16 protein-coding genes and 2 other annotated features (1 of these 18 cut by a window edge) are annotated in these 16,723 nt (G+C 45.1%); all 16 genes read right to left on the reverse strand.

From position 1 onward, the window contains the following. Nucleotides 1-95 precede the first annotated feature (95 nt). The 16 genes from rpoC to cysE all read right to left on the reverse strand — a co-directional run bounded on the left by rpoC (nt 96) and on the right by cysE (nt 16,440). Nucleotides 96-3,695, reverse strand: a complete 3,600-nt coding sequence (gene rpoC / locus AC3WTF_RS17675; protein ID WP_011996193.1) for a DNA-directed RNA polymerase subunit beta' — start codon at nt 3,693-3,695, stop codon at nt 96-98. A 62-nt stretch (nt 3,696-3,757) separates the two neighbouring features. Next, on the reverse strand, nt 3,758-7,339 hold the full coding sequence (gene rpoB / locus AC3WTF_RS17680; RefSeq protein ID WP_003156440.1) for a DNA-directed RNA polymerase subunit beta: 3,582 nt from the start codon (nt 7,337-7,339) through the stop codon (nt 3,758-3,760). A 244-nt stretch (nt 7,340-7,583) separates the two neighbouring features. After that, nucleotides 7,584-8,189, reverse strand: coding sequence for a class I SAM-dependent methyltransferase (locus AC3WTF_RS17685; RefSeq protein ID WP_025284098.1), 606 nt, complete (start codon nt 8,187-8,189; stop codon nt 7,584-7,586). Nucleotides 8,190-8,280: 91 nt separating this feature from the next. Continuing rightward, nucleotides 8,281-8,652 carry a 50S ribosomal protein L7/L12 gene (gene rplL, locus AC3WTF_RS17690; protein ID WP_003156436.1) on the reverse strand — a complete coding sequence of 124 codons (372 nt, stop codon included), beginning with the start codon at nt 8,650-8,652 and terminating at the stop codon, nt 8,281-8,283. Nucleotides 8,653-8,693: 41 nt separating this feature from the next. Beyond that, a complete protein-coding gene (rplJ, locus tag AC3WTF_RS17695; RefSeq protein WP_007410396.1) occupies nt 8,694-9,194 on the reverse strand; it encodes a 50S ribosomal protein L10 in 501 nt (166 codons plus the stop codon). A 63-nt stretch (nt 9,195-9,257) separates the two neighbouring features. After that, nucleotides 9,258-9,400 (reverse strand) — a sequence feature (ribosomal protein L10 leader region). A gap of 48 nt (nt 9,401-9,448) precedes the next feature. Beyond that, nucleotides 9,449-10,147, reverse strand: coding sequence for a 50S ribosomal protein L1 (gene rplA / locus AC3WTF_RS17700; protein ID WP_003156431.1), 699 nt, complete (start codon nt 10,145-10,147; stop codon nt 9,449-9,451). Between the two features lie 94 nt (nt 10,148-10,241). After that, nucleotides 10,242-10,667, reverse strand: a complete 426-nt coding sequence (gene rplK, locus AC3WTF_RS17705) for a 50S ribosomal protein L11 (RefSeq protein ID WP_003156430.1) — start codon at nt 10,665-10,667, stop codon at nt 10,242-10,244. Between the two features lie 167 nt (nt 10,668-10,834). Then, on the reverse strand, nt 10,835-11,368 hold the full coding sequence (nusG, locus tag AC3WTF_RS17710) for a transcription termination/antitermination protein NusG (RefSeq protein WP_003156423.1): 534 nt from the start codon (nt 11,366-11,368) through the stop codon (nt 10,835-10,837). Between the two features lie 167 nt (nt 11,369-11,535). Then, nucleotides 11,536-11,715, reverse strand: coding sequence for a preprotein translocase subunit SecE (gene secE, locus AC3WTF_RS17715; RefSeq protein WP_003156422.1), 180 nt, complete (start codon nt 11,713-11,715; stop codon nt 11,536-11,538). 32 nt (nt 11,716-11,747) lie between these two features. Then, nucleotides 11,748-11,897 (reverse strand): 50S ribosomal protein L33, encoded by a 150-nt coding sequence (rpmG, locus tag AC3WTF_RS17720; RefSeq protein ID WP_003156421.1) that lies wholly within the window; start codon nt 11,895-11,897, stop codon nt 11,748-11,750. A gap of 85 nt (nt 11,898-11,982) precedes the next feature. Continuing rightward, on the reverse strand, nt 11,983-12,639 hold the full coding sequence (sigH, locus tag AC3WTF_RS17725) for an RNA polymerase sporulation sigma factor SigH (RefSeq protein WP_003156415.1): 657 nt from the start codon (nt 12,637-12,639) through the stop codon (nt 11,983-11,985). Nucleotides 12,640-12,701: 62 nt separating this feature from the next. Further along, on the reverse strand, nt 12,702-13,214 hold the full coding sequence (gene rae1, locus AC3WTF_RS17730) for a ribosome-dependent mRNA decay endonuclease Rae1/YacP (RefSeq protein ID WP_003156414.1): 513 nt from the start codon (nt 13,212-13,214) through the stop codon (nt 12,702-12,704). 6 nt (nt 13,215-13,220) lie between these two features. Then, the gene (rlmB, locus tag AC3WTF_RS17735; RefSeq protein ID WP_003156413.1) at nt 13,221-13,970 is read right to left on the reverse strand and encodes a 23S rRNA (guanosine(2251)-2'-O)-methyltransferase RlmB; all 750 of its coding nucleotides are present in this window, start codon (nt 13,968-13,970) and stop codon (nt 13,221-13,223) included. After that, the gene (locus AC3WTF_RS17740; protein WP_003156412.1) at nt 13,954-14,385 is read right to left on the reverse strand and encodes a Mini-ribonuclease 3; all 432 of its coding nucleotides are present in this window, start codon (nt 14,383-14,385) and stop codon (nt 13,954-13,956) included. Before AC3WTF_RS17740 ends, rlmB begins: the two co-directional genes overlap by 17 nt. A gap of 4 nt (nt 14,386-14,389) precedes the next feature. Continuing rightward, the gene (gene cysS, locus AC3WTF_RS17745; RefSeq protein WP_007410394.1) at nt 14,390-15,790 is read right to left on the reverse strand and encodes a cysteine--tRNA ligase; all 1,401 of its coding nucleotides are present in this window, start codon (nt 15,788-15,790) and stop codon (nt 14,390-14,392) included. Further along, on the reverse strand, nt 15,787-16,440 hold the full coding sequence (gene cysE / locus AC3WTF_RS17750; protein ID WP_007410393.1) for a serine O-acetyltransferase: 654 nt from the start codon (nt 16,438-16,440) through the stop codon (nt 15,787-15,789). The genes cysS and cysE overlap by 4 nt, the downstream gene beginning before the upstream one ends. 74 nt (nt 16,441-16,514) lie before the next feature. Then, nucleotides 16,515-16,723: a binding site (T-box leader), on the reverse strand; it runs 25 nt beyond the window's last position.

The following is a 16,723-nucleotide window of genomic DNA, read 5'->3' on the forward strand; positions in this document are numbered from 1 at the left end:
AACAACGTATGACATTTTTTAGTGCAGTCCCCCGCCAGAATAATTGTAATACTGAGGAAAAGCTGTCGAAACAGCCTTTCCTGCAGCAGTCTCTGTTATTCAGCCGGAACCATATCTTCCGTAGGCTGAACGTTTGAAACAGGTTTTACTTTTCTGTAATTCATCATACCGGTACCGGCCGGAACCAGTTTACCGATGATAACATTCTCTTTCAGGCCGAGAAGTTCATCGCGCTTGCCTTTAATCGCAGCATCTGTAAGAACGCGTGTTGTTTCTTGGAATGATGCGGCAGACAAGAATGAATCCGTCTCGAGTGAAGCTTTTGTGATACCGAGAAGAACAGGACGTCCTGTGGCAGGTCGATTGCCTTCAAGCAGCACTTTTTTGTTCGCTTCTGTGAATTGGTGAATATCTAGCAATGTGCCAGGGAGAACATCAGTATCTCCGGCATCGATCACACGGACTTTGCGAAGCATCTGGCGAACCATTACTTCTACGTGTTTATCGCCGATTTCAACCCCCTGCATACGGTAAACTTTCTGAACCTCATGCAGAAGATATTCCTGAACCGTTGTCAGGTCAGTGACTTTAAGAAGTTCTTTCGGATCGATTGAACCTTCTGTCAGCACTTGACCGCGGGTAATCTGATCACCCTCAGCCACTTTCAGGCGTGAGTTGTAAGGTGCCGTGTATGAACGTGTCTCAACAGCGCCCTGAACAACAATCTCCTGCTGTTTGTCGCGGACTTCATTGATTTCGGCAATTGTACCGTCAATCTCAGAAATCGTCGCTTGACCTTTCGGATTACGCGCTTCGAAAAGCTCTTGGATACGCGGAAGACCTTGTGTGATATCGTCTCCGGCAACCCCGCCTGTGTGGAACGTACGCATTGTTAACTGTGTTCCAGGCTCACCGATAGATTGAGCGGCGATAATACCTACTGCTTCGCCGACTTCAACATCAGTTCCGGTTGCAAGGTTACGTCCGTAGCATCGTTTACATACACCATGAGGAGTGTTACATGTGAACGCAGAACGGATCCACACTTCTTCGATTCCGGCTTCAACGATTTCCAGCGCTTTATCTTCATCGATCAATTCATTTTCGTTAATGAGCACAGCACCCGTTTCAGGATGTTTGATCTGTTTTCTGGCGAAACGTCCGATCAGACGCTCTTCCAGACGCTCGATGATTTCCGTGCCTTCTTTGAGCGGTTTTGCAAGAATACCGCGGTCTGTTCCGCAATCTGTTTCACGAATGATAACATCCTGCGCAACATCAACAAGACGGCGTGTAAGGTAACCTGAGTCAGCTGTTTTCAGGGCGGTATCGGCAAGACCTTTACGCGCACCGTGAGTGGAGATAAAGTACTCCAATACTGTCAGACCTTCACGGAAACTCGATTTAATCGGCAATTCAATGATTCGTCCAGCCGGGTTGGCCATCAGACCGCGCATACCCGCAAGCTGTGTAAAGTTAGATGCGTTACCACGGGCTCCTGAGTCACTCATCATGTAGATCGGGTTGACTTCGTCTAATGATTTCATCAGTTTGCCTTGGATAACATCTTTCGCTGAACTCCAAATTGAAATGACTCTTTCATAACGTTCTTCTTCGGTGATTAAACCGCGTCTGAACTGTTTCAGGACATTATCAACTTTGCTTTGTGCTTCTTCAAGGATTTCCTGTTTGTCATCGAGAACGACGATATCAGAAACCCCTACTGTGATGCCGGCTTTCGTTGAATATCTGAAACCGAGGTTTTTCATGCGGTCAAGCATTTTAGACGTTTCCGTGATATGGAATCGTTTAAAGATTTCCGCGATGATTTTACCGAGAATGCCTTTTTTAAACGGTGCGTTGATCGGCTGCTCAGCAATCACAGCTTTTACGTCAGCACCTTTATCTAAGAAGAAACGGTCAGGTGTCTTCTCTTCAATGTTGCTCTTCGTTGGTTCATTCATGTAAGGGAATGATTCCGGAAGAATTTCATTGAAGACGAGCTTACCGACAGTTGTAATTAACAATTTTGAACGCTGTTCTTCAGTAAATGTCACATTCTTAAGGGAGTTCGCTGCAACAGCAACTCTCGTATGAAGGTGAACATAACCGTTTTGATAAGCAAGAAGCGCTTCGTCCGTATTTTTGAAAACCATACCCTCGCCGACTGCTCCAGCGCGCTCAAGCGTCAGGTAGTAGTTTCCTAATACCATATCCTGAGACGGCGTAACAACCGGTTTACCATCTTTAGGGTTCAAGATGTTTTGGGCCGCAAGCATCAGAATGCGCGCCTCAGCTTGAGCCTCAGCTGATAAAGGTACGTGAACCGCCATTTGGTCACCGTCAAAGTCAGCGTTATAAGCTGTACATACTAACGGGTGAAGACGGATGGCGCGTCCTTCAACAAGCGTCGGTTCGAAAGCCTGGATACCTAATCTGTGAAGAGTAGGGGCACGGTTCAGTAAGACCGGATGCTCCTTAATGACAGATTCAAGTACATCCCATACTTCAGGCTGCACGCGTTCGATTTTGCGTTTTGCGCTCTTGATATTGTGAGCAAGGCCTTTTTCAACAAGCTCTTTCATGACGAAAGGCTTGAAGAGCTCAAGCGCCATTTCCTTCGGCAAACCGCACTGATACATTTTCAGATGCGGACCTACGACGATAACGGAACGTCCTGAGTAGTCTACACGTTTACCGAGAAGGTTCTGACGGAAACGCCCTTGTTTCCCTTTCAGCATGTGAGAAAGAGATTTAAGCGGACGGTTACCCGGTCCGGTAACCGGACGGCCGCGGCGTCCGTTGTCAATCAGAGCATCGACTGCTTCCTGAAGCATACGTTTTTCGTTCTGAACGATGATGCTTGGCGCGCCGAGGTCTAACAGACGTTTTAAACGGTTATTACGGTTGATGACACGACGGTAAAGGTCGTTCAGATCAGACGTTGCGAAACGTCCGCCGTCAAGCTGAACCATCGGTCTTAATTCAGGCGGAATAACCGGAAGCACGTCGAGGATCATCCAAGACGGCTTGTTTCCTGAATTACGGAAGGCTTCAAGCACTTCAAGGCGTTTGATCGCACGTGTACGGCGCTGTCCTTGAGAAGTCTTCAGCTCTTCTTTTAACATATCAACTTCTTTGACAAGGTCGATGTCCTGCAGAAGTTTATTAATGGCTTCCGCACCCATAGAGGCTTGGAATTTGTTTCCGTACTTATCCAGATACGCACGGTATTCCTTTTCAGATAAAAGCTGTTTCTTTTCGAGCGGTGTATTGGCCGGGTCAGTTACGACGTAAGAAGCAAAGTAAATAACTTCTTCCAGCGCACGCGGTGACATATCCAATACAAGACCCATACGGCTCGGAATACCTTTGAAATACCAAATGTGAGAAACCGGGGCAGCCAGTTCAATATGCCCCATTCTCTCACGACGGACTTTAGCCCGCGTTACTTCAACTCCGCAACGGTCACAAACTACGCCTTTATAACGAACCCGCTTGTACTTGCCGCAATGACATTCCCAGTCCTTAGTCGGTCCGAAAATGCGTTCGCAGAACAGGCCGTCCTTTTCAGGTTTCAACGTACGATAGTTTATCGTTTCAGGCTTTTTCACTTCACCAAAAGACCATGAACGGATTTTATCCGGTGAAGCAAGACCGATGTTCATATACTCAAAATTGTTCACATCTAGCAAGGGGCCTACCTCCCTTTTTATCTTCGGATTAACCGATGTCACTTGCCTTTATCAATCAGAGACTATTCTTTCGTTACTGCGTCACGTTCAACGTCTGGAGATGCTGTTTCTTCCGGCGCTTCATCACCTGATAATGCAAGGCCGTCAGCTTGTTTCGCATCTTCCTCGTCTTCTAGATCTCTCATTTCTATTTCTTCTTCATCGCCTGAAAGGATTTTTACGTCCATACCTAAGCTTTGAAGCTCTTTGATCAATACTTTGAATGATTCCGGAACACCAGGCTCTGGAACATTGTCGCCTTTGACGATGGCTTCATATGTTTTCACACGTCCGACCACGTCATCGGACTTCACAGTCAGGATTTCTTGAAGCGTGTAAGCTGCGCCGTAAGCTTCAAGCGCCCAAACCTCCATCTCACCGAAACGCTGTCCGCCGAATTGGGCTTTACCGCCGAGAGGCTGCTGCGTAACAAGTGAGTAAGGACCTGTAGAACGGGCATGAAGTTTATCATCAACCATGTGCGCCAGTTTGATCATGTACATGATTCCGACTGATACACGGTTGTCGAACGGTTCTCCCGTACGGCCGTCATAAAGAACTGTTTTAGCGTCTCTTGACATGCCTGCTTCTTCAAGTGTTTCCCACACATCTTCTTCACGCGCGCCGTCAAATACAGGTGACGCGATGTGAATGCCGAGGTAGCGGGCAGCCATACCCATGTGAAGTTCTAATACCTGACCGATATTCATACGTGATGGTACACCCAGCGGGTTAAGCATGATATCGATCGGCGTGCCGTCAGGAAGGTAAGGCATATCTTCTTCAGGAAGAATCTTCGAGATAACCCCTTTGTTTCCGTGACGTCCGGCCATTTTATCACCTTCAGAAATCTTACGTTTCTGAACGATATATACGCGTACAAGCTGGTTCACTCCCGGAGGAAGTTCGTCGCCGTCTTCACGGTTGAAGACTTTTACGTCGTGGATAATTCCGCCGCCGCCGTGAGGCACACGGAGAGAAGTATCACGGACTTCACGCGCTTTTTCTCCAAAGATCGCATGCAGAAGGCGTTCTTCAGCCGTAAGCTCAGTTACACCTTTAGGCGTTACTTTACCTACGAGAAGGTCTCCGTCGTTGACTTCCGCGCCGATACGGATAATTCCGCGGTCATCAAGATTGCGAAGCGCGTCTTCCCCTACGTTTGGAATATCGCGGGTGATCTCTTCCGGCCCAAGCTTTGTATCACGTGCTTCTGATTCATATTCTTCAATGTGAATAGATGTGTATACATCATCTTTCACAAGGCGTTCACTCATGATGATGGCATCCTCATAGTTGTAACCATCCCATGTCATGAAGCCGACCATTACGTTGCGGCCGAGAGCAAGTTCACCAAGCTCCATTGAAGGTCCGTCAGCAAGGATTTCTCCTTTTACTACTTCATCGCCGACACTGACGATCGGACGCTGGTTGTAGCACGTACCTTGGTTGGAGCGGACGAATTTCAGCAAGCTGTACTTATCCAGGTTGCCTTTTACTTTTTGGCCGTCAATTTCTTCATAGCGGCGCACCCATACGTTTTTCGCTTCCACCCGTTCTACGATACCAGGGTGTTTACAAATAACGGCTGCACCGGAGTCTTTACCGGATACGTATTCCATACCCGTTCCGACGATCGGAGCTTCCGGCTGCATCAAAGGCACAGCCTGACGCTGCATGTTCGCTCCCATGAGGGCGCGGTTCGAGTCATCGTTTTCCAAGAACGGAATACATGCTGTCGCAGCAGATACAACCTGTTTAGGAGATACGTCCATGTAATCCACGCGGTTGCGGGCTACAACGGTGTTTTCCCCTCTGAAACGCGCTACGATGCTGTCATCCAAGAAAGAACCGTCATCGCTCAGCTTAGCATTCGCTTGGGCTACGACATAGTTATCCTCTTCATCAGCAGTCAGGTAGTCGATTCTAGGCGTTACTTTTCCTGTTTCAGGATCAACGCGGCGGTATGGCGTCTCAATGAAACCAAAGCGGTTTACTTTCGCAAATGATGACAATGAGTTGATCAGACCGATGTTCGGGCCCTCAGGCGTTTCAATCGGACACATACGGCCATAGTGAGAGTAGTGAACGTCACGTACTTCCATACCTGCGCGCTCACGTGTCAAACCGCCCGGTCCGAGAGCTGACAGACGGCGTTTGTGCGTCAATTCAGCAAGCGGGTTCGTCTGATCCATGAATTGAGAAAGCTGTGAGCTTCCGAAGAACTCTTTAATAGACGCAATAACAGGTCTGATGTTAATCAGCTGCTGCGGCGTAATTGTATTCGTGTCTTGAATAGACATTCTTTCACGTACGACACGTTCCATCCGGCTTAAACCGATACGGAATTGGTTTTGCAGGAGCTCACCTACAGAACGCAGACGGCGGTTTCCGAGATGGTCGATATCATCAGTGTCGCCCACTCCGTGCAGGAGGTTGAAGAAGTAGCTGATAGAAGAAATAATATCAGCAGGCGTAATGTTTTTAATCGCCTCTTCGATGTAAGCATTGCCGATCACATTGATCGTCTGCTCTCCTTCTGCATCGGTAGGAGCATAGATTTTAATGGATTGAAGCATCACTTCATCCTCGACAACGCCGCCGTTAGGATAAAGTTTTCTGAAGCCGATTCCATTTTCTAAGTATGGCAGTACTTTATCAAGTGTTCTTCTGTCAAGAATCTGCCCTTTTTCAGCGAGAATTTCACCGGTTTCCGGATCCACCAGTGTTTCTGCAAGGCGCTGGTTAAACAGGCGGTTCTTGATATGAAGCTTTTTATTAATTTTATAGCGTCCTACATTCGCAAGGTCGTATCGCTTCGGATCGAAGAAACGGGAATCCAGCAAGCTTTTTGCGTTTTCTACTGTAGGCGGCTCTCCGGGACGAAGGCGCTCATAGATTTCAAGAAGCGCTTTGTCACTGTTTTCAGTGTTGTCCTTATCCAGTGTATTGCGGAGATATTCGTTCTCACCAATGAGATCGAGAATCTCTTGGTCGGAACCGAAGCCGAGAGCACGCAAAAGAACCGTAACCGGCAACTTACGTGTGCGATCAATGCGGACATACACAACATCTTTCGCATCAGTTTCGTATTCTAACCATGCGCCACGGTTTGGAATGACAGTCGCGGTAAAACCTTTTTTACCGTTCTTGTCTACTTTACCACTGAAATATACACTTGGAGACCGAACAAGCTGAGATACGATAACACGTTCTGCACCGTTGATGATAAAAGTACCGGTATCTGTCATAATAGGGAAATCACCCATGAAGACATCCTGGTCTTTTACCTCTCCAGTTTCTTTGTTAATTAAACGAACCTTCACTCTCAGCGGAGCTGAGTAAGTCACATCACGTTCTTTTGACTCTTCAACGGGATACTTAGGATCTCCTAAACTGTAGTCAATGAACTCTAGAGAGAGGTTACCAGTGAAATCCTCAATTGGTGATATGTCTTGAAACATCTCTCTAAGACCCTCATCAAGAAACCACTGATAAGAAGAGGTTTGAATTTCAATGAGATTTGGTAATTCTAACACTTCGCTAATGCGAGCATAGCTTCTGCGCTGGCGGTGTCGTCCATACTGAACTAGTTGACCTGTCAACTGATTCACCCCTCAAATCATGCGTATTATATGTGTAATAAGCATCTCTTACGATAAAGAAATACTTTTACAAGACAAAAGAAAAAAGGGTTTCTAATTAAGAAAACCACATCCAAAAACAAATACCGATTTTATTAGCATTTCCATGTTTGTATAATTTATACATGCACTATGATTATTTCAGCATATCATGCAAAATATATACATTGGCATTTTACAATATTAACATAGCTGAAAATTCAAGTCAAACTTTTTTTGCTTTTATGATATAATAGCCTTTCTTTTTTTGAACCACAGAAACTTCGTCAAAAAGCTCCTTCAGTTTTTCAATGGCAGAAGGCCCACCCTGTTTTTTCTGTATAACGATCCACAATTCACCTGAAGCCCTTAAATGCTCAGCGCTTTTTTCAAAAATGGCATGGACAACTTTTTTTCCGGCGCGGATTGGGGGGTTTGTAATAATAGAAGCAAATGTTTGAGCAGAATCAATATTTGAAAATAAATCACTCTGATAAATCCGAACGTTTTTTATTCCGTTTTTTTCTGCATTTTCATTTGACAGCTCTACGGCTCTTTCATTCACGTCAATCATGTGCACGGTCCGGTCTGTAAATGCACCGGCGAGTGACAGACCGATCGGGCCGTAACCGCAGCCTGCATCCAGGAAGTCACCATCGATCTCCGGCTCTTCAAACGCTTCAATTAAGACACGCGAACCGAAATCAACTTCCTTTTTCGAGAAAACGCCGCTGTCACTTGTGAATGTATAAGATCTGTTCCGCAGTGTAAATGACCATGTCTGTTTATCGCTTTTAACTGAAGGTTTTTCTGAATAATAGTGATCACTCATTATTAGAACCTCCTTTTATAATGGCACTTAAAGAAAAGCAAAGAAAAAGCCCGCCTCATAAAAGCGAGCTTCCCCTACAGGCAAGTGAAGATTACTTAACTTCTACAGAAGCGCCAACTTCTTCAAGTTTAGCTTTAAGCTCTTCAGCTTCTTCTTTCGCAATACCTTCTTTAAGTGGTTTTGGAGTGTTGTCAACAAGTTCTTTAGCTTCTTTCAAGCCAAGACCAGTGATTTCACGAACAACTTTGATAACTTTGATTTTCTGAGAACCTGCACCAGCAAGGATAAGGTCGAATTCGCTTTGCTCTTCAGCAGCGCCGCCAGCAGCAGCTCCGCCAGCTACAGCTACAGGAGCAGCAGCAGTTACGCCAAATTCTTCTTCGATTGCTTTTACTAGGTCGTTCAATTCAAGTACAGTTGCTTCTTTAACGGAAGCAATGATTTCTTCGATATTTAAAGCCATTTGAAATTCCTCCATTTGTTTTATTTTAGGGTAAAATCAGATTAAGCGCCTTGTTCTTCCTTTTGGTCTGCAACTGCTTTAGCTGCAAGTGCAAGGTTGCGAACTGGAGCTTGAAGTACGCTAAGCAACATAGAAAGTAAGCCATCGCGTGAAGGAAGTTCAGCAAGAGCTTTCACTTCTTCAACAGAAGATACTTTTCCTTCGATAACGCCCGCTTTGATTTCCAGAGCTTCGTGATTTTTCGCGAACTCGTTAAGAACTTTTGCCGGAGCGATAACATCTTCAGTACTGAATGCGATCGCATTCGGTCCAGTTAAGACATCATTCAAACCATCAAGTTCAGCTTGTTCAACCGCACGGCGAGTCATTGTGTTTTTGTACACTTTGAACTCTACGTTAGCTTCGCGAAGCTGTTTACGGAGTTCAGTTACTTCAGAAACGTTAAGTCCGCGGTAGTCAACGATGATCGTTGATTTGCTTTCTTTCAGTTTAGAAGCAATCTCTTCAACAACAACTTTTTTTGTATCAATTGCGCTGCTCATGGTTACACCTCCTGTAGATTTTGTGTAACACTTATACCGCTAGGTGATCACGACTGTGACGACGATTTCATATAAAAAGCCTCCATGTGGACATGGAGGCTGTATATACAAGCATACGTAACGTAATAGCTGTGATATATATACACCTCGGCAGGATATTAAGCCTTAACGGCCCCTGCTGTCTACGGTATAAATGACATATTATATTTTACAACATTTTGAATCATATCAGAATGCTGATCTAAAGTCAAATATTATTTTACGTTGAAAGTAGAAGCGTCTACTTTGACACCAGGGCCCATAGTAGAAGTAACGGCAACGTTTTTCACGTAAACACCTTTAGCCGCAGCCGGTTTTGCTTTCAGGATTGTATCATACATTGTTGTGAAGTTCTCAACAAGTTTTTCATCCTCGAAAGAAACTTTTCCGATCGGAACATGGATGTTACCAGCTTTGTCAACGCGGTATTCTACTTTACCAGCTTTGATTTCGCCGATTGCTTTTTCCACTTCGAATGTAACAGTTCCTGTTTTAGGGTTTGGCATAAGACCTTTTGGTCCAAGCACACGACCGATTTTACCGACTTCACCCATCATGTCAGGAGTCGCAACGATTACATCGAATTCGAACCAGCCTTGCTGGATTTTCGCGATGTAATCAGAATCGCCAACGTAGTCTGCACCGGCAGCTTCAGCTTCTTTTGCTTTTTCGCCTTTAGCGAATACAAGCACGCGCTGAGTTTTACCAGTTCCGTTAGGAAGTACAACTGCACCGCGGATTTGCTGATCGTTTTTACGAGGGTCAACCCCTAAACGAAAAGCAACTTCAACTGTAGCGTCGAATTTAGCTGTGTTTGTTTTTTTAGTAAGCGCCACTGCTTCAGCGACATCATAAGCTTTCGCACGGTCTACAAGCTTCGCAGCTTCAACGTACTTTTTACCTTTTTTAGCCATTTTAAAATTTCCTCCTTATGTGGTTATAGCGGAATAACCTCCCACGAATAAGGGTTGCGAACTTGTGAAAACTCGCAACCCGACAAGAAACAAATTAATCCTCGATAACGATACCCATACTGCGGGCAGTACCTTCAACCATGCGCATTGCCGCTTCAACGTCTGCTGCGTTTAAGTCAGGCATTTTCGTTTCAGCGATTTCGCGAACCTTATCGCGCTTAACGGTTGCCACTTTATTACGGTTTGGTTCACCAGAACCAGACTCAATTCCAGCTGCTTTTTTAAGCAATACTGCAGCAGGCGGAGTTTTTGTAATAAATGTAAATGAACGGTCTTCGTAAACCGAAATTTCAACAGGAATGATTAAACCAGCTTGGTCAGCTGTACGAGCGTTAAACTCCTTACAGAATCCCATGATATTTACACCGGCTTGACCTAGTGCAGGTCCAACTGGCGGCGCTGGGTTAGCTTTTCCAGCAGGAATTTGCAATTTTACAACTTTTACTACTTTTTTAGCCACGAGACACACCTCCTTAAGTCCGTGATGTGGTAATAGGGTAAACCCTCCCACTCAAGGTTTCATTCTTTATATGAATGACGAAATATCAAGCTAGCTGCCTTGGATTAGTCCAAGACGTACCTTTGCTATATTATCATTAATATATAGCAATTTCAAGTTTTTTCACATTACAATTTGTCGATCTGGGTAAATTCCAGTTCAACCGGCGTTTCACGGCCGAACATGTTAACGAATACTTTCACTTTGCTCTTATCATAATCAATCTCTTCAATTGATCCTGTAAAGTTGGCGAAAGGTCCGTCTATGACTTTGACTGTCTCATTCAATTCAAAATCAATGTCGGTTTTCCGCTCATCCATGCCCATGCGTTTTAAGATGGTTTCCGCTTCGCCAGGAAGAAGCGGAGTCGGCTTTGAGCCTGAACCGGCTGATCCGACGAATCCGGTAACGCCCGGCGTGTTGCGGACCACATACCAGGAATCATCAGTCATGACGATTTCAACAAGCACATAACCCGGGAACACTTTCTTTTTGACTACTTTTTTCTTGCCGTTCTTAATATCAGTCTCTTCTTCTTCAGGGACGACAACGCGGAAAATTTTATCCTGCATTCCCATTGATTCCACACGTTTTTCAAGGTTCGCTTTTACTTTGTTTTCATAACCGGAATACGTATGAACAACATACCAATTCTTTTCCATTCTATCAGGACTCTGCAGTCCTTCCCTCCCCGCATTTAAAAATGAAGTGTAAAACAAAAAATAGGCTCAGGGCCTATGAATCCTTTTTTCAACAACACAATAAAAAACCCGCTGAACGGGTTTTGGCAAACGATATTATGATCTATTATAGCACGTATTGCTGATCATTATTCAACTATTAAACGAATTAATTGAGAAATTCCTGTATCAAGGAGGGCAAAAAAGATAACAAAAAAGATAACCGTTGAAATCACCGTGATCGTATAGCGCGTTAACTCTTTGCCTTTAGGCCAGCTAACCTTTTTCATTTCTTTCCCAACATCTTTAAAGAAACTCATCATGCGCATGTAAAAGACCTCCACAATTTAAAAAGCGAACACTATTTTGTTTCTAAATGAGCTGTATGTGAATTGCAAGTGCTGCAGTACTTCTTAACTTCTAACCGCTCAGCCGCTGATGCAGAGCTTTTCATTGTCGTATAATTACGATTTCCGCATGTTTTGCATGCCAGCGTAATCTTTTTTCTCATGTCGTTACACCTTTTCCTAAACATTCATTTATCTTAATAAAATAGCACAGTCAGAAAAATTCTGTCAATATGACACAGAAACCTGCTACAGGCTGATCTCTCTTATTTCTAAATACTTTTCAAGCTTGCGCTTCACGCGCTGCAGGGCATTATCGATTGATTTTACGTGTCGGTTTAAGTCATCTGAAATCTCTTGGTAACTTCTTCCGTCCAAGTACAAAACAAGCACCTTTCTCTCCAGATCGCTCAGCAGTTCTCCCATTTTCATTTCGATATCATCAAATTCTTCCTGATTAATAATCATCTCTTCAGGATTTAACGTTTTAGCGCCTGAAATGACATCAAGCAGTGTTCTGTCAGATTCTTCATCAAAAATAGGTTTGTCTAAAGAAACATAGGAATTTAAAGGAATGTGTTTCTGACGGGTAGCTGTCTTTATTGCGGTAATAATCTGGCGGGTAATGCATAATTCTGCAAAAGCTTTAAATGAAGTAAGCTTGTCCTCTCTAAAGTCTCGGATAGACTTATATAAGCCTATCATCCCTTCCTGTACAATATCTTCTCTGTCGGCCCCTATTAAAAAATAAGACCTTGCTTTCGCCCGTACAAAATTACGGTACTTCGTAATCAAGTAATCTAACGCATCACTATCCCCAACATGAACCTTTTCAATGACCTGCTCGTCCTCCAACTGGCAAAATTGCACTTTGTTGAACTTTCCCTTGCTGTTCTGTAGATTCACTGCGATCCCCCCGGCGCACGTAGATAGAAATATTATACATTAATGGGCGAAAAAGCGTCAACCTAATCCAGACCGCCTCGGCGCCACTTTTCAAACGTTTTCAAAACCTCTTCGGACAGCTCGATTTTACCCGGTGGTTTTTCAGAAGTGATCTTTGAAACCCGCCTTTGAATCCGGCGTTCTATCGTATCCACTTCCCTCAGGAGCTCCCGGGCGGATTTACGGAGAGCCCCTTGTCCGAAAATCGCCCACTGCTCCGTATAATCGGAGGTTGCGACATGAATCTGTGTCGCAATATTATTCAGCGCCTGGGCAAGCTTCTCGATCCGCTCATCCGCCGTTTCATTCTCCCGTGTGAAAATCACTTCGACTCTGTGATTCGTTTGTTTTTTCTCTATGCCTTTTACCAGGTGTGCGTCAAACACCACAATGACTCTGATTCCCGTGTAGGACTGATATTCCGCCATCTTCTGGATCAGTACATCTCTCGCTTCTTCAAAACTGTTCGCTTTTAAATCCTTTAGCTGCGGCCAAGCTCCAATCATGTTGTATCCGTCTACTAACAGGATGTCCATCTGTCTTCATTCCCCTAAAGGATTGCGCTTCCGGTAGACTTCATACATGAGAAGGCCGGCCGCTACCGACGCATTCAGAGACGTGACTTTTCCGGCCATCGGAAGCTTAATGAGAAAATCACATTTCTCTTTCACAAGCCGGCCCATTCCTCTGCCTTCGCTTCCGATAACGAGCGCCAAAGGCATCTTGCCGTCCATAGAGCGGTAGTCTTCCCGGGCGGATGCATCCGTTCCGACGACCCAAATCCCCCGCTCCTTCATTTCATCAAGTGTCCGGGCAAGGTTGGTCACCTTCACGACGGGAATGTGTTCAATCGCACCGGTCGAAGCTTTTGCGACCGTCGAAGTCAGTCCGACCGCTCTGCGTTTCGGAATCACGATGCCGTGTGCACCGACAGCGTCAGCCGTTCTCATGATGGAACCGAGATTATGAGGGTCTTCCAGCTCGTCCAGTATGAGAAAGAAAGGCTGTTCGTTTCTCTCTTCCGCTCTTTTATATAATTCGTCTAATTGTGCATATTCATATGCCGCCACCTGGGCGACAACACCCTGATGCTGCCCCTCCACCATCTGATCGAGTTTTTTCCTCGGTACAAATTGAATGGTGACGCCGCGCTTTTTAGCAAGCTCCATAACTTGCTGGGCCTGTCCTTTTACTGTGTTTTCCGCCATCCATAACTTATACAGCTTGCGATCTGACTTCAACGTCTCAATCACCGCGTTTTTTCCTATGACGTAATCATGTTGCTGACTCATTTGTTTTCCTCCCTGACGTCCCGACTTGTATAGCCTCAGCAATCAGCTGATTCAGTCTTTCTTCTCTTTTCTCAAGAAAAAGGTATCCGAGTAAAGCCTCAAAAGCTGTACTATGGCGGTACGTCTGTACATCTGTGTTTTTAGGCGTCGTCCCTGATTTCGCGTTTCTGCCTCTTCTCAGCACGGCTTCCTCTTCCTCCGTGAAAAAGGATTCGTCCTGAAGGCGGAACAATATGTCTGCCTGTGATTTTGCCGATACAATCCGGCTCGCCTTCTTATGAAGGTCATTCGGTTTCGTAAAGCCCTGCTTAAGCAGGTGATGCCGGACGTATATTTCAAAAATGGCATCACCCATATAAGCAAGCGCAAGACCGTTTAACTGCTTTGAATCTTTGATTTGTTCAAATTGAAGCATCCGCTTACTCTCCCCGCTTCCAGCGAGTTCCCTGGGCCGTATCTTCAAGAATGATATTCATGCTTTTCAGCTGATCGCGAATCTGGTCTGACAAAGCAAAATCGCGATTGCGGCGGGCTTCATTTCTCTTCTCAATCAACTCTTCAATCTCTTCGTCGACAAGCTCTTCTTCGCCGAGCGTAAGTCCGAGAACAGATCCGATTCTGTCAAACATGCTGATAAAGGCTTTAATGACGTGATCCGCCGTATTGTCTTCCTGCATGTAGTAATTGGCGAGCTTCGCCAGATCAAACCAAACGGAAATCGCATTCGCCGTATTAAAATCATCATCCATTGCTTCTTCAAACGCAGTGCGGTGCTCTTCGATTTTAGCGAGCCATTCCTCATCATTGTCAGTCAGATTCGTGCTGCTAATCAAACGATGGTTTAAATTACTGTAGGCCGTCTTCAGGCGGTTAAACGCGTTTTTTGTTTTCTCAAGCAGCTCTTCCGAATAGTTGATCGGGTGGCGGTAATGAACGGACAGCATGAAAAATCTCAAAAGCTGCGGGTCATATTGCTTAATGATATCGTGCACCAAAACAAAGTTGCCGAGCGATTTTGACATTTTCTCATTATCGATATTGATATATCCGTTGTGAAGCCAGTATTTTGCGAATGTCTTGCCTGTTAATGCTTCAGATTGGGCGATTTCGTTTTCATGGTGCGGGAATGTCAGGTCCTGACCGCCGGCATGAATATCGATTTCGTCACCCAAATACTTTTTCACCATTGCGGAGCATTCAATATGCCAGCCCGGGCGGCCTTTTCCCCAAGGGCTATCCCATGAAATTTCTCCGTCCTTAGCAGCTTTCCAAAGAGCAAAGTCCAGCGCATCCTCTTTCTTCTCGCCGACACGGATACGCGCGCCTGATCTGAGTTCATCAATTGATTGCTGAGATAGCTTGCCGTACCCTTCGAAGGCCCTTGTTTTGAAATAGACGTCGCCTTCTGATTCATAAGCGTAGCCTTTTTTAATCAGTTCGCTGACAAATTCAATAATGGCACCCATGTTTTCCATGACCCGGGGGTGAAGATCCGCTTTCCGGCATCCGAGGGCGCCCACATCTTCAAAATACGCTTTAATGAACCGTTCAGAAACGGTCGGGACGTCCTCGCCGAGCTCGTTGGCCGCCTTAATCAGTTTGTCGTCAACATCGGTGAAATTCGATACGTATTGAACATCGTATCCTTTATACTCTAAATAGTTGCGTACTGTATCATACACAATCGCCGGACGGGCGTTGCCGATATGAATATAGTTGTATACAGTCGGTCCGCACACGTACATTTTTACTTTGCCTTCCTCAAGAGGAACGAATGTTTCTTTTTTCCGTGTCAATGTATTATAAAGTGTAATGGTCATTTTTGGTTGATCCTTTCTTTTTTATCTTCCAGTTCAGCCTGCAGTTCAAAAATCTGCTGCTCCAATGCTCTTAACCTGTCAGCAACCGGATCGGGCAAGTCTTGGTGATTGAGATCGCGTTTGATTTTTCTTCCGTTCTGAATGACGACTTTTCCAGGTATGCCGACAACGGTTGAAAAGTCGGGAACATCACGAAGCACAACGGAACCGGCCCCTACTTTAGAACCCTGCCCGACCGTAATAGAGCCGAGCACCTTCGCTCCGGTTGCAATTAAAGCATCATCTTTTATGGTCGGATGCCGCTTCCCCTTTTCTTTTCCCGTTCCCCCGAGAGTGACACCTTGGAATACCGTCACGTTATTGCCGATTTCACATGTTTCCCCTATGACGACCCCCATACCGTGGTCAATGAAAAACCTTCTCCCGATGGTCGCGCCGGGATGGATTTCAATTCCGGTAAAGAAACGGGCAATCTGTGATATCAAGCGCGCCAGGAAGAAAAATCTCCGTTTATATAAAGCATGTGCAATCCGATGCGCCCATATAGCATGTAAACCAGAATAAGTTAAAACAACTTCGAAATAGCTTCTTGCTGCCGGATCTTGATCGAACACTGTATCTATGTCTTCTTTTAGCATTTTAAAAAACACATGCTTCCCCCCATTCTCTCCCCGCTCCAGTCTGTTTTTCCGCCTATAAAAAAAGCGTCTCTGCATGTAAACATGACAGAGACGCTTTTACCGCGCGGTTCCACTCTGTTTGAAAAACAAGTCACTGTTTTCCCAACTTAAAAGCCGGTAACGGCGGCGGCCGCCTTTAAATACTGATTTCCGCAGAAATGTTCTTCAAAGGTCTTAAGGGCGCACTTCTAAAACATGACGCATGAATCTCTCTCAGCCGATGAAGATTCTTTCTGTAATGGTCATTGTTTTA

This window comes from Bacillus sp. EB106-06-01-XG163 (assembly GCF_058791615.1).